This is a genomic window from Bacillus multifaciens, from assembly GCF_030756675.1.
Lineage (GTDB): Bacteria > Bacillota > Bacilli > Bacillales > Bacillaceae_G > Bacillus_A > Bacillus_A multifaciens.
This window is the reverse complement of sequence record NZ_JAVBXD010000022.1, coordinates 21,662-35,538: the sequence shown is the minus strand read 5'-3', so window position 1 is coordinate 35,538 and position 13,877 is coordinate 21,662. Positions and strand designations below refer to the sequence as shown.

Annotated in this window: 12 protein-coding genes; 8 read left to right on the top strand and 4 right to left on the bottom strand. The window is 36.1% G+C overall.

The window, feature by feature from the left end; genetic code table 11:
• The first annotated feature begins 78 nt into the window (after positions 1–78).
• From Q9306_RS14625 to Q9306_RS14610, 4 genes are all read left to right on the top strand, one after another.
• Positions 79–306, top strand: a complete 228-nt coding sequence (locus Q9306_RS14625; protein WP_306199652.1) for a helix-turn-helix transcriptional regulator — start codon at positions 79–81, stop codon at positions 304–306.
• Positions 299–772, top strand: coding sequence for a DUF2178 domain-containing protein (locus Q9306_RS14620; protein ID WP_306199650.1), 474 nt, complete (start codon positions 299–301; stop codon positions 770–772). Before Q9306_RS14625 ends, Q9306_RS14620 begins: the two co-directional genes overlap by 8 nt.
• A 146-nt stretch (positions 773–918) precedes the next feature.
• Complete coding sequence (locus Q9306_RS14615) at positions 919–2,355, top strand: choice-of-anchor I domain-containing protein (protein ID WP_306199648.1); 1,437 nt, start codon at positions 919–921, stop codon at positions 2,353–2,355.
• A gap of 124 nt (positions 2,356–2,479) precedes the next feature.
• Positions 2,480–3,112, top strand: a complete 633-nt coding sequence (locus Q9306_RS14610) for a class A sortase (protein WP_306199646.1) — start codon at positions 2,480–2,482, stop codon at positions 3,110–3,112.
• Between the two features lie 110 nt (positions 3,113–3,222).
• On the opposite strand, the gene Q9306_RS14605 is transcribed toward Q9306_RS14610, so the two are convergent.
• The 3 genes from Q9306_RS14605 to Q9306_RS14595 form a co-directional block, all read right to left on the bottom strand.
• On the bottom strand, positions 3,223–4,608 hold the full coding sequence (locus tag Q9306_RS14605) for a peptide MFS transporter (protein WP_306199644.1): 1,386 nt from the start codon (positions 4,606–4,608) through the stop codon (positions 3,223–3,225).
• A 328-nt stretch (positions 4,609–4,936) separates the two neighbouring features.
• A complete protein-coding gene (locus Q9306_RS14600) occupies positions 4,937–6,529 on the bottom strand; it encodes a DNA-binding protein (RefSeq protein WP_306199643.1) in 1,593 nt (530 codons plus the stop codon).
• 227 nt (positions 6,530–6,756) lie between these two features.
• Positions 6,757–8,154 carry an amino acid permease gene (locus Q9306_RS14595; RefSeq protein ID WP_306199641.1) on the bottom strand — a complete coding sequence of 466 codons (1,398 nt, stop codon included), beginning with the start codon at positions 8,152–8,154 and terminating at the stop codon, positions 6,757–6,759.
• Between the two features lie 423 nt (positions 8,155–8,577).
• On the opposite strand from Q9306_RS14595, the gene Q9306_RS14590 reads away from it, so the two are divergent.
• The 4 genes from Q9306_RS14590 (at position 8,578) to Q9306_RS14575 (ending at position 12,428) form a co-directional block, all read left to right on the top strand.
• The gene (locus Q9306_RS14590) at positions 8,578–9,870 is read left to right on the top strand and encodes an NCS2 family permease (protein ID WP_306199638.1); all 1,293 of its coding nucleotides are present in this window, start codon (positions 8,578–8,580) and stop codon (positions 9,868–9,870) included.
• Positions 9,871–10,209: 339 nt separating this feature from the next.
• Positions 10,210–10,743, top strand: a complete 534-nt coding sequence (locus Q9306_RS14585) for a sigma-70 family RNA polymerase sigma factor (protein WP_306199636.1) — start codon at positions 10,210–10,212, stop codon at positions 10,741–10,743.
• A gap of 4 nt (positions 10,744–10,747) precedes the next feature.
• Complete coding sequence (locus Q9306_RS14580) at positions 10,748–11,155, top strand: PadR family transcriptional regulator (protein WP_306199634.1); 408 nt, start codon at positions 10,748–10,750, stop codon at positions 11,153–11,155.
• Positions 11,156–11,162: 7 nt separating this feature from the next.
• Positions 11,163–12,428, top strand: a complete 1,266-nt coding sequence (locus Q9306_RS14575) for an FtsW/RodA/SpoVE family cell cycle protein (protein WP_306199630.1) — start codon at positions 11,163–11,165, stop codon at positions 12,426–12,428.
• A 438-nt stretch (positions 12,429–12,866) separates the two neighbouring features.
• Here Q9306_RS14575 and Q9306_RS14570 read toward each other — a convergent pair whose 3' ends face one another.
• Positions 12,867–13,610: a C39 family peptidase gene (locus tag Q9306_RS14570; protein WP_306199628.1), complete on the bottom strand. Its 744-nt coding sequence runs from the start codon at positions 13,608–13,610 to the stop codon at positions 12,867–12,869.
• Positions 13,611–13,877 lie beyond the last annotated feature (267 nt).

The window sequence follows — 13,877 nt, the reverse complement described above, 5'->3', positions numbered from 1 at the left end:
CAAAGTAGATTTTTTTTATCATTAAATGTTAAGTTGAGTTTACATTTTGTGAAGTTTAGCATACAATAATGGTAAGAGGTGGTAAAATTGACCATTTACAATCGAGTAAAAGAACTACGAGCCCGTTTTCATTTTTCACAAAGTGTATTAGCTGAAAAGGTGGGGGTAACGAGACAAACGATCGCTGCTATTGAAAAGGGGGATTATGTACCTTCATTATTACTAGCGCTCATGATTTGTGATGTATTTGGCTTGCAGATGGAAGAGGTATTTGTTCTTCAAAAGGAGGAGATAGCAAATGAATAGAATCGGCCTTTCTTATGTAATAAATATAGGTATACTTGTTATAGCGGGTTGGGGGTTTGTTGAGTATTTTCATATCATTACGGAACTTGCAAACATCATCCGTACCGAAAAGCAAACGTGGACTGTTACGATGAATATAACGCCAATTGCATTGATGCTGATTATAGGGATAGGGATAATCATTGGTTACAAGGTGCAAAAAAAGAAATATAAGAAATTATCATTTTGGACATTTCCGTTATTATTTCCAAGTGAAGATGAAAGAGAAGAAATATTGACGGCGAAAGCGTGTCGAACTACCCTTCTTTCATTATGGTGTATTCTACCTATCGCAGCTGCCACTTTAGTTGCTTATCCACTATTTAATCGAAACATTCCGGAATATCCACTGTATGTAATATTTATCATTTTACTAATCCAAACAACAATATTTCATATTTCTTTATATCGTAATAAGGTTGTGTAAAAGATGTGCGAAAGAGCGCATCTTTTTTTATATTTAGAACTCGGAAAATTTTTCCGCATTTTTACAAAAGCTTAATGAAATGCTATAGGGAGAGTTTACAAATCCTTTTTACAATAGAAGAAGTATTGAAATGGGGGGATTAGAGAATGAGAAAGGCTTTGCTCTGCGGAGGAATTATAGCGAGTGTATTATGGACAGGCAGTTATGTAAACGCAGAAAAAATCAATCAAGAAACGAAACAATTTGCTAATAAAATAGAAAGTTTACCAAAAGGGAGTATTTCGAATCCAGCATTTCGTGGGCAAATAGAGGAAATGGTAAATAAATTCATTAGTAATAAACATAAGGATACAAAGTTAGAAAGAACGGCTATTTTCCAAATGCCAAGTGGAAAAGCGGAAATCGCTGCATCTTCACCGGACGGTAAGACGTTAGTTGTAACAGAAGCAGACCTAGGACAAATTAGCATCCTTTCAATTGAAAATTTACAAGACATTCAATTGAAAGGGACAGTGAGTTTGAAAGGAATTCATTCCGAAGCAGAGGTGACGAGTACAACAGTTACACCAGATGGTAAGTATGCATTTGTTGCTTTTCGTACAGGCGATAACTTGTACAATGCAAATAAAGGGAAGATAGCGGTTGTAGAACTATCATCGAAAAATATTGTGAAAACATATGAGGTTGGTGTAGGACCGGATTCTATTGCTTTATCAAAAGATGGTACAAAGCTTGTTGTTTGTAATGAGGATGAAGAAGGAGATCCAAATGACGGAAATGAAGTCAATATGAAAAAAACGAAGCGACCGGGTACGATTTCTATCATCACGTTCCCAAGTGGAGATGTATTGCAAGGAATTCACCATGAGCTATCAATTGATATAAGTCAAATTGGAAACGGAACAGTTTACAAACATGACCCTCAGCCAGAATATGTTGCAATTAGTCCAAATGGAGAAAAAGCTGCTGTTACGTTACAAGAGAATAATGCTGTTGCTATTGTTAATTTGCAAGGACAAAACATTGAAACGATATTTGGCCTTGGAACAACAAAGCATAAAGCAGATTTGCAAAATGATGGTGCTGTTTCTTTTCAAGATGAACTAATTGCAAGACCAGAACCAGATGGTATAACGTGGGATCAATCGGGGCGTTTTGTAATTACTGCTAATGAAGGAGACCTAGGGAAAAATGAATTTAAAGATGGTGTGAAATCAGGTGGACGCAATATATCTGTATGGAGTCAAAATGGTTCGCTTGTATATGATAGTATGAACCTTATTGATGAGAAAGTTGCAGCTGCAGGTTTATATCCAGATAGTCGCAGTAATAGCCGAGGCAGTGAAGTGGAAAATGTTGCAACAGGAATGATACAAGAAAGTCCGATTATGGCTGTTGCTGCTGAAAGAGCAAATGCAGTACTCTTTTTTGATGTAACGATCCCGATGTTCCCTGTTTATATTGGTCTTGTTCCTTCAGGAGGCAAAGCACCAGAAGGGATTCATAAGATTAGCAACCGTAATATATTTGTAAGTGCAGATGAAGCAGATGGAACATTGAGCTTTTATTGTTTGCAAAAATGATAATCATGGCACTTCCTAATAAGGAGTGCCATTTCCTTTGTCTTGTACATGTTACTTGTATATCTAGCATTCTTACTTTATCATTTTATATAAGAGGAATTTTGTGAAGGAAAGGAATTGGAGAATGAATAAGAAAAAGATTTATAGTATACTGGCACTTCTTTTATTTATTGTAGGTGGCGTTTTAATTGCAAAACCATTTTATGATGGTTACAAAGCTGGAAAAATGCAAGATGAAAACGTACAAGCTATTAAGAAAATAAAGTATGAAAAACAAGAAACGAAATTTGTTGATGCTTCTAAAATAAATCAACCGGATTTAGCTGATGTGGCCAATGCTTCATTAGATAAAAAACAAGTGATTGGGCGTATGTCGATTCCAAGTATTGGATTAGAACTTCCAATTTTAAATGGTTCAACAGAGAAAAATTTATTATCAGGTGCAGCAACAGTAAAAGAGAAACAAGAGATGGGAAAAGGGAACTATGCGCTAGCAGGACATAACATGTCGAAAAAAAGTGTGTTATTTAGCGATATTTCAAAATTAAAAAAGAATGATAAAGTATATTTATATGATAGTGAAAATGAATATGAGTATGCGGTAGAACAAGTAACACAAGTCACACCGGATAAATGGGAAGTCGTTGAAGATCATGGGAAAAATGAAGTAACACTTATTACATGTACGTCTGTACTTGATAATTCCAAGCGATACGTAGTATCTGGGAACTTGGTGCAGACGAAAAAGATTAAATAATTAAAAAGAAATTCCACCTTCGTTGAGGGTGGAATTTCGTTCTTCTATAAGCAAGCGATAGAAAAAGGAGAAAATGCATAAAAAAGATGAGGGATAACCCCTCATCTTTTTTAGTCCATCCACTTTACTAATTTTTTTGAAATTAATAGTAAGATACATCCTAAGAAAATAGCGACAGCTCCAATCACAGCAAATACTTCTGAATATCCTAATGAAGTTGTAAAGTTTGCTAACTGTCCACCTAAAATATTAGCAACACCTGTACTTGCTAACCAAACGCCCATTAATAAAGATGCGAGTTTGACAGGAGCAAGTGCACTTACCATTGAGAGTCCGACCGGAGATAAGAATAATTCACCTAATGTATGGAACAGGTAGGTAAAGACAATAAAGAGCAGGTTTGCTTTTTCTGTAATTTGTTGTTCGTTACTTCCTGTTTTTAATGTAGCAACAACAAGAACCATATAACCAATTCCAAGTAAGATCATACCGAGACCCATTTTTGTTGGGATTTTCAAGTCACCGCGTTTTGTAGTAGCAAGCTTTGTCCAAAGTGCAGAAACAGCTGGTGCTAATAAAATAATGAATAGCGGGTTTACAGACTGAAACCAAGATGTTGGAATTTCCCAACCGAATATAGAGCGATCTACAAAGCTATTTGTATATAAAGTTAAAGAACTACCAGCTTGTTCAAATCCAGCCCAGAAGAAAACAACAAAGCACGTTAAAATGACAATAACTGCTGTATGCTGTTTTTCTTTTTTTGTTAATGGTGTATTGCCAGCTGTTTTGTTGCCTGTACCTGTTTGTAAAGCCGCTGTTGGTTTTTTACCAATATCACCAAGAAAACGATTTGATAATGTTGTAAATAAAATTTGTCCGACAATCATCCCGATAGACGCAGCTAAAAATCCATAGCGGAAACCGTAATGCATAACGCCATCTATTGTTGTTTTAAACAAATCTTCTGATAAATATCCGCAAACGAGTGGAGCAAGGAATGAACCGACGTTAATTCCCATATAAAAAATCGTAAAGGCACCATCACGGCGTGGATCGTTTTCTTTATATAATTCTCCGACAAGGGTAGAAATATTTGGTTTGAAGAAACCGTTCCCGATAATAATGAGCGCTAATCCGAGGTATAGTCCTAATTGGCTTTGCAGTGCAAATAACGTAAGGTTACCAATTGCAATTGTTATACCGCCAAGTGTAATCGCTAATCGTCTACCAAGATAACGATCTGTTAAAAATCCACCAATCAATGGGGTGAAATAACAAGCGCCTGTATAAAAGCCATAAATCGTAAGTGCCCAGCTCTTACTAAAACCAAGACCACCGTTTATTAAGGCTGTTGTTAAATATAATGTTAATAATCCTCGTAATCCGTAATAGCTAAATCGTTCCCACATTTCTGTGAAAAAGAGTAAGTACAAACCTGGAGGATGTTTCTTTTTTGGCTGTTGTTTTTTATCAAACTGTAGCGCAGCTTCCATATGTGATTCCTCCTAACCTAAAAAAACATAGTTAATAGTTTTATATATTTAATAGTTTATCTTATTAACTTTTCTGAGTCAACAAAGGTCACTTTATTGTAAAAAAATATTCTTATATAGTGATGGTGATAGTTATGTACAATAAAAATCCCCTTTCTATTGAAAGGGGATTTCCTTTATCCCGCATTAACGGGCAGTAAGACCCCCACCTCAAGATTCAGAGAGAAGCGAAGAAGAGAGGTGAGGGATAACTGCCCGTAAAAGCCCGATTGGGCGGGCTTTCCATCAGTGGGGGATGAAGAAAACCCCCACTGATGGAAGTTTCACTTTATCGAATAGCAGATGTTCCAATTACAACCGTTTTATTTTCTTTTACAGTCGTGTTTTGACGAAGGCGTAATGTAGCTTGCCCTGTTGTATTAGGGGCAATTTGTACATTCACGACTTTTTCAGCAACACCTAGGCTATTTGTCGTAAAGGAAAATGAATTACTATAACCGTAAGAAGAAGGCCAAGTGCCGTTTTCATTTTGAACTTTTGCTACTTGTGTGCCACCACTTGTATAAATACCTAGGGAGTAATTATTGTAAGTCGTGTTTGGTAATAAATGATTTGCTTGTATTTTTACTTGAAATACACCGCTGTTTGGAAGAATACTAGGGTGTATAAAGTTATAATCATTTGTTGAGACGTTTCCACCATCATTATTATTATTGCTATTATTATTGCTATTATTATAGCCGTAAGAACCAGGTTTAAATGTACTGGAATTAAACCATTGATATCCTTGGTTAGGAGCGCTCCATGGTTCTGGTTGCGGCTCAGTTGATGCACTTGGTTGTTCAAATGTTTTTAATGGTGTTGGTTTGTCTAATTGTAATCCGTTTACTTGATTTAAGCTTGTATATGTTTCTTTTGTAGAAAGCCATTTTACGATATTTGTTAATAAAGTAGCATCGCTTTCTTCTTTATATCCATCGTATGTTTTTTTAGACTGTCCTGTATCTTCACGGACATATTTTGGCGTCGCATCTTCAACTGGCGAAGAGTCACCGATAAAGGCTGCTTTCCCTAAACCAACCTTTGAAACTGCAACGTAAGGGCCTTCAGCGATGCCCCCGCCGTTATATACACCACTATCGACAGCGTTATTCCACTTAGGTAAACCTTCTGGTAAGTAAACAATTCCTTTTGCTAAATTAGGGTTTACAATTGCAATTGTTGACCCAGCATGCATGGCAACAGATGAAACACCTGTAGTAATTCCAAATGATTGATCAGGTGCTACAATTTTATTTGTAGAAACATCGCCAATTGCATTATAGCGAAAACGTACACCAAAGTTGTCTGATAGCCAATCAGAACTTTCTACACCTTGCATAGCTTGTGAAGATACTTCTTCAGAAGACATTCCTTTTACTGGAGTTTCCCATGCTCCGCGGCGATACCCATTGAAAACTTCAGAGGAATCCCAGCGATTTTTATTACGGTCAGCGTTATAATGATCGGCTATAAAGAAGATACTTCCACCATTTTTTATATATTGCAGCATAGCGTCTTGTTCTGATTTTTTATAAGGAATGTTTGCTTCTGGAACGATAAACACATTGTAATCTTTTAAGTCATCGTATGTAATAGGTGTTGATTTACGTAGTTCTTTTACAGAGAAGCCTTTGTTTGCAATGCCGTTTCCAAAATCAGAAAATCCCCCATCAATAACCCAATCAGCTGTCCCTGCTGTTTGCCCATGTGTATTATCAAATAATACTTTTTTTTCAGCGTTTTCGTTTACAATTTTTGCTGCAATTTGCGGAGCTGGATCTACAGCGCTTTCAGCAAAAGTCGTTGAACTAAACATGGTAGCCATACTTAAAGTCATTCCTGTTGCGAGTGTGAGTTTCAGCCATTTTTGTTTCTTCATAAAAAATCCCCCTAAAGTAAGTTAAGTAAGAGTGCGATTCGCTCAACTAACTATCAAATGCCCCTACGAATAAAAGTGTCCCTGTATTACTTTACCGAAATATAACGGAAGAAAAAAGGGGGAATTTATAAAATTTTGTAAAATTAAGGTGAATTTTGTTGAGAAATATTTTTTTTGCAGCGATGGAAAAGAAAAAATCCCTTCCTCATATAAGGAAGGGATTAGCATTACCCGATTTGCGAAGAAGATTTCGCTGTTTTATCTGTTGTATGAAATCCTTTTGCATAATATACGACTACTAAAGCGATGAGCCAAATTGGTCCAACGATTAATGCGATGCGTGTATCAGCAGAGTATGCCATAATTCCTAATACTAAAACAAGGAAAGCGAGCGTAACATAAGAGCTAAGTGGATACAATGGCAGTTTGTACGCTAATTTGCCTTGCGCCTCCTGTGATAGTCCTTTGCGGAAACGAAGTTGTGCAACTAAAATGACGCCCCAAGTCCAAATTGCTCCGAACGTGGAAATACTCGTTAACCACGTAAATACTTTTGCCGGAACAATGTAGTTTAATGCAACGCCTATTAATAATACGAAAGCGGTTGCTAAAATTCCTTTGCTTGGAATTCCATTTTTATTTAACTGACCAAATTTTTCTGGTGCTTGTTTTTGTTGTGCTAATGTAAATAGCATACGACCTGTACTAAAGAGACCACCATTACAAGAAGAAAGAGCAGCTGTTAAGACAACAAAGTTAATAATTCCTGCTGCTTTTGCAATGCCGATTTGTTCAAACGTTAGTACAAATGGACTTCCTTTTTCACCAATCTCATTCCATGGATAAATTGCCATCATAACGAATAAGGCACCTACGTAGAAGATTAAAATGCGCCAAAAAACGTTATCAATCGCTTTAGATAATGTTTTTTTCGGATTTTCTGCTTCACCGGCTGTTACACCAATTAACTCTACTCCTAAGTAAGCAAATAGTACCATCTGTAATGATAAAAGAAGGCCAGAAAATCCATTTGGGAACCAACCGCCGTGTGACCAAAGGTTTGAAATTCCAGTCGCTACGCCGCCATTTCCAAAACCGAATAAAATAATACCGGTGCCAATTATGATCATACAGATAATTGTGACAATTTTAATTAAAGCAAACCAAAACTCAAGTTCTCCATATACTTTAACCGATAAAAAGTTTAATGCGCTCATTAAGACAAGAGCAATTAACGCCCAAACCCAACGCGGGGTTCCTGGGAACCAATATTCCATATAAATTCCTGCCGCTGTAATTTCGGCCATACAAGTTACAACCCATAAGAACCAATAGTTCCAACCCGTTATATAACCTGCTAACGGACCTAAATAGTCATGTGCATATTTACTGAATGAACCGGCAACAGGTTGTTCAATTGCCATTTCTCCAAGCGCTCGCATAATGAAAAAAATCGCAAGGCCTGCAATAATATAACCGAATAAAATAGACGGTCCTGCTAGTTTAATAGCGGAAGCTGATCCTAAAAATAGCCCAACCCCAATAGCAGACCCAAGCGACATAAGGGTAATATGTCGTTGCTTTAATCCACGGTTTAAATTTTCTGTTTTGTTTGTGTGCTGCATAATAAACCTCCTTAACTAATATGAAAAATATTGTATCCGCTTACAGATTTATTTAACTATTTAAAATTATAAAACATTTATAACTGTTATGCTACAAAAAAAGACAATGTTTTCTGTACTATATAAATCCGTTTTCATGTCTCGATATCTAAGTCACTGCTCTCATGCCCTGCACTTGCTTGCTCCTTTTGTTTGAAACATGGCAAGAGGCAGAAAAAGGCCCTGACCGCTACTACGCAAGGCCAGACGCTCTCACCCACCCAAAAAAAGAAAGGTTTTTTTCACTTGTATATATCAACTTAATTTTAAAATTCGAACTATTAGCGATGATATTGACGTCTCTTTTTAGCAATTGATATGATTAAGTATTGTATTTTTTGTATAATAAAAGATTTATTTTATTACATAGGAAGGATAGCTAATATGTTTCAATTAAAAAAGTATAACACTTCTGTAAAGCAGGAGATTTTAGCAGGGATAACGACGTTTATAACCTTTTCGTATATTCTTGTTATTAATCCGAAGATTTTATCTGATGCAGGAGTGCCGTTCGATCAAGCTTTTACTGCAACAATTATTGCAACAATTATCGGAACATTGTGTATGGCATTTTTAGCAAATTATCCAATTGTCATTGCACCGGCAATGGGAATGAATGCTTATTTTGCTTATTCTGTTGTTCAAAAGGCAGAGGGAATTACATATGTGATTGCATTTTCAGCTGTATTTTTAACAGGTATTATATTTTTATTACTTTCATTTACATCATTTCGTCAAAAGTTAATTGAAGCGATTCCAGACAGTTTAAAGCATGCGATTGCAGCGGGAATTGGTTTGTTTATTGCATTTATTGGTTTGCGTTTGTCAGGTATTATAGTAGATCATCCAACAAACTTAGTTACGATTGGAAACTTCCATTCTTTGTCTGTTGTGTTAACGTTAATTGGTTTAGTGTTAGCTGCAGTATTGATGGTTTTAAACGTAAGAGGTGCACTATTTATTAGTATGATTGTGACGGGGATTATTTCCTTTTTCACAGGACAATTAAAGTTTGAACATAAACTTGTAGAAGTTCCGCATTTACCTGAGGGAATCATTACGTTTAATCCTATTCAAGCTGCGGGAGATGTAATGGAATACGGATTATACGGCGTTGTCTTTTCATTTTTACTTGTATTGTTATTTGATACAACAGGAGCGTTGCTAGGCTTAATTAAGCAGGCAGGTTTAAATACAGATCATGAAGAACGACGTTTTGGAAAAGCTTTTATTGCTGATGCAATTGGTGGAACAGTAGGGGCAATGTTTGGAACGAGTCCAACAGCAGCTACAATTGAGTCTTCTGCTGGTATTGCAGCAGGAGGTAGGACAGGATTAACAAGTATTGTTGTTATCGTTTTAACAATTATTACAGCGTTCTTTAGTCCTGTCATTGCATCTTTATCCAGTGTAGCGGCAATTACAGCACCTTCTCTTATTATTGTTGGTGGCTTAATGGCGCAAAACGTTCGAGAGATAAATTGGAATGACTTTGAAACTGCGTTCCCAGCATTCTTTATTTTCATCGGTATTCCACTCACATCAAGTATCGCTAACGGTATAGCGCTTGGTTTCTTAATTTATCCGATTTTAAAAATCATAAAAGGAAAAGGAAAGGAAGTACATCCGCTTCTTTATGTCTTTGCAATATTATTTGGGTGTCATCTATTTCTATAATAAGTTTCAAGAACAGAGCCTCTCGTGTGAGAGGCTCTGTTTATATATATTTTAACATGCCATGTACTCGCTTTTTCCTTGTGTTTGAAACATCGCAAGTGGCAGAAAAGGGCCCTGACTGCTGCTATGCGCGGCCAGTCCATCTCGCCCATTTAAAAAAATGCTTTTCTGTCGGTTTTTCATACAGTAACTGAGTAGTTACAGTAAAGCAAAATTAAACTTGAAATAAAGATAGGTTTAATAAAACGGTATGGACATTGACAACCGTTTTTCTTTTAAGGAATTTAGAAAACTTTTCAATGGAGTACGTCGTCTAATAAATTGGAAGGAGGAACTGATGTGGATGAATTAACAGCAGAGGTGTTTGAAATAGAAGATAAGGAGGCCCTTATAGACGAGATAATGAACAAGTATGGACAGGAGATCTTACAGCTTGTTTATTCATATGTAAATAATAAAGAGATCGCTGAGGATTTAACCCAAGATATATTTGTTAAATTTTACAAATCTCTTCATACATACAAGGGAAAATCGAAGTTAAGAACATGGTTGTGGAGAATTGCTATTAATCATTGTAAGGACTATATAAAAAGTTGGTATAACAAAAAGGTAATCGTTACAGAAAATGAATCTACGTATACTGGGGTTCAAAAAGAAAGTGTTGAACAGACTGTTATTCAAAATGATGAGGATCGTAGGCTGACTTCTGCAGTAATGAGCTTACCAATAAAATATCGAGAAGTGATTTATCTCTTTTATTTTGAAGAATTGCCAATCAAAGATATTGCTATGGTAATAGAAGTGAAGGAAAACACGATTAAAACAAGACTTAAAAGAGCTAAGGAACTCTTGAAGAAAGGATTGGGGGAATAATCAAATGGAAGATCGATTAAAAGGGCTACGAAAATCAATGGAGAAAACAACCTTTAAACATTTGAATTTTTCTGATCAGCATCGTAAGCAGGTTTACGAAAAAATTAATAAACCATCCGAAAATGAAGAAGATATCTTTTTAGCAGTTTTGCAACTTCTCATGAATGAAAAAACAGGGTACGAATTGGCACAGCTATTGCGTGGGAGAGGAATTCAAAAATTCGAAGGAAATGAAGGCTTTTTATACACCTTATTACATCGTCTAGAACAGAATCATTTTATCCAATCAAGTTGGGATCATTCAGAAACTAAATATTATCAATTAAATGATAAGGGAAGAAAGATATTACGAAAGGCAGAAAAAGATTCTGCAAAGGCAAGATTTATACTAAAAGAATTAGTACAGGGGTGAGACAAAATTGAACAAAAAAGGGGATCATTTTTTAAAAGAAGTTACCAATCATATTAAATCAAAAGAAGCAAAGAATCTTGTGGCAACTGAATTGGAATTTCACTTGAAGCAGGCTAAGAACATGTGGATAGAGAAAGGGCTAAGTGAGGAAATTGCTGAAGACAAGGCTGTTGAACAAATGGGAAGTCCATTCAAACTTGGTCAAGAACTTAACAAACTTCATAAGCCAAAGGTTGATTGGTTCATTATTATTTTATTGGTGACTGTTATGGGGCTAGGTTTCTTGCCAGTTGTAGCTCTTGGACATACGGATGATTTACTAATCAATAAGGTGATATTCGTTATTCTCGGTATTGCGACGGCTCTTGGGATGATGATGATTGATTATCGGAAATTAGAGAGACTTGGATGGCTGTTTTACACAATTGGAGTACTTATCCTGTTAATGATAAACTATTTCCCAAACACTTCAATGTATGGAGAATCGTTAATAAAAATTGGTCCCATTACAATTGGCTGTTTAATGGCTGTACCATTCTTTTTTCTAGCTTGGGCTTCTTTTTTCAATAACGGTAAGTTAAAGGTTTGGCATCTTGGGATTTTGCACCTATTTTCTTTGTGTCTATTCTTAACTACACCAAGCCTTTCAACAACCTTTATCTATATCATGATGGTATTCGTTATGCTTTGGTGGAGTAAGTTAGGTAAGAAAAAGGCACTGATCATTACAGTTGTACCAATTTGTTTATCTATCATCGGTGAATTGTTTTTTCGTCCCACAGTAAAGGGCACCCATTCGGCTAGAATCTTAGGGTTTTTAAACCCAGAGCAAGATGCGGGTGGCGCAGGGTTTATGTATATACGTTTAAAAGAGGTAATGTTGTCAGCGGGTTGGTTTGGTACATCTGGAAATGTAAAGTCTATCCCTGCTGCACATACTGATTTTGTGTTTGCAAGTTTGACTTACTATTATGGGTATTTGTTTGCACTTATCCTTGTCTTGATTCTTTCCCTTTTTGTAGCAAGGATAATGGTCATATCTTATAAAATAAATGGTCATTATGGTAAATTGCTTCTTGTTGGCGGAGTGACTCTTTTTGTAGTCCAGTTCATTTATAACGTTGGAATGATCCTAGGCTTATTACCGATTACTTCTATATCCTTGCCTTTTATTAGCTATGGATTGATGCCAACTCTGTTTCATGCGTTTTTAATGGGTATCGTGTTAAGTGTGTATCGACGTAAAAATTTGATATCAAGTAGTTTCATTTAGAATTGAATCTATATAAATCAATTTTAATTTTTCGACAGATAAGTTGCTGTTATGCAGACTGCAACACGACCTGTACTCGCTTGCTCCCTTTGTTTTAAAACATCGTATGTGGCAGGAAAAGGCCCTGACCGCTTCTATGCACGGTCAGGTGCTCTCGTCCTCCCCTAAAAAGAAAAAGTGGAGAGAGTATGTCGCTGTTTACCTTATATAAATCCATTTCAATTTATCGACACACATAAGTCGCTGCTACGAAAAACACCCGATGCCCCGCACTCGCTCGCTCCTTGTGTTTTAAAACATGGCAAGAGGCAGAAAAAAGCCCTGACCGCTACTACACATGGCCAGTTCCTCTCGCCCTCCAAAAAAAGAATGGGTTTTGACTTTATATACATTGTCTATTAACAACAAAAAGCCATCAAAACTGATAGCTTTTCATCGTTACAAAATAGTAATTGCTTGTTTCCCCATTTGTTCCCACGCTTTTTCAAACTCAGCACGTGGAATACTTTTACGCGGGTTATCTGCAAGTGGGTCATTTACATATACAGAGTTTTGATCATAACCGATAATAACGGCACTATGTTCAAAATATGTAACCATTAGGTCTCCAGCGTTTGTATTCCACTTTTCAAAGTTGCCTTCATTTAGCGGCTTAAAGGTTGTATTTGCAATCACCCATACTGGAGAACCAGCACTAAGTACTTTATACAAATCCTTCACGTCTCTTCCAGATAAATCAACAGCTTTATCCGGAACATATTTCTGTGCTAATTTAAAAATTGGCTGATGGTATACACCATAACCTGGTTCTGATTTTGTGTAAATATTTCCAACAAATCCTTCGTGTGGATTTCCTCGCACACCGTTTGTTTCAAATGGGACATGAGCAATTTCATTTGCAAGCGTCATTTTGTCCACTTTAATTCCTTTATATTGAAGTAACATTGCTAAGCTCGTTACTTCACAACCTCTTTCTAATTCGGGAAGTTGTTTTATAAATGGAACATTTTCAATCATCATTGTGTCTTTCATGTCAAATGAAAAATCTACACGAAGTTCCTGGGTTTTTTGAAAAATTTTATTTTTCCCTGTTTCAATTACGCCCATAACTTGTTTATTACATGCTACACCAAAAATAACACCAATACCTAAAATACATACGTATTTGACGATCCTACCCATTTCTCTAACTCCATTACATAATTATTTTCTTGCATTTCGAAAAGTGACACACTCTTCTATTGTACCTTTGTTTTCACTAGTTTACTAGAATGATTATACCGATAACATCCTAATATATGAATATATTTTTAATTTTTCCATATATATAAATCCATTTTAATTTTTCGACATATAAATCGTCGCTATGTAGAATACAACATGATTTGCACTTGCTCCTTCCTTTTGTTTTAAACCTCGCATGTGGAAGGAAAAGGAACTGACCGCTTC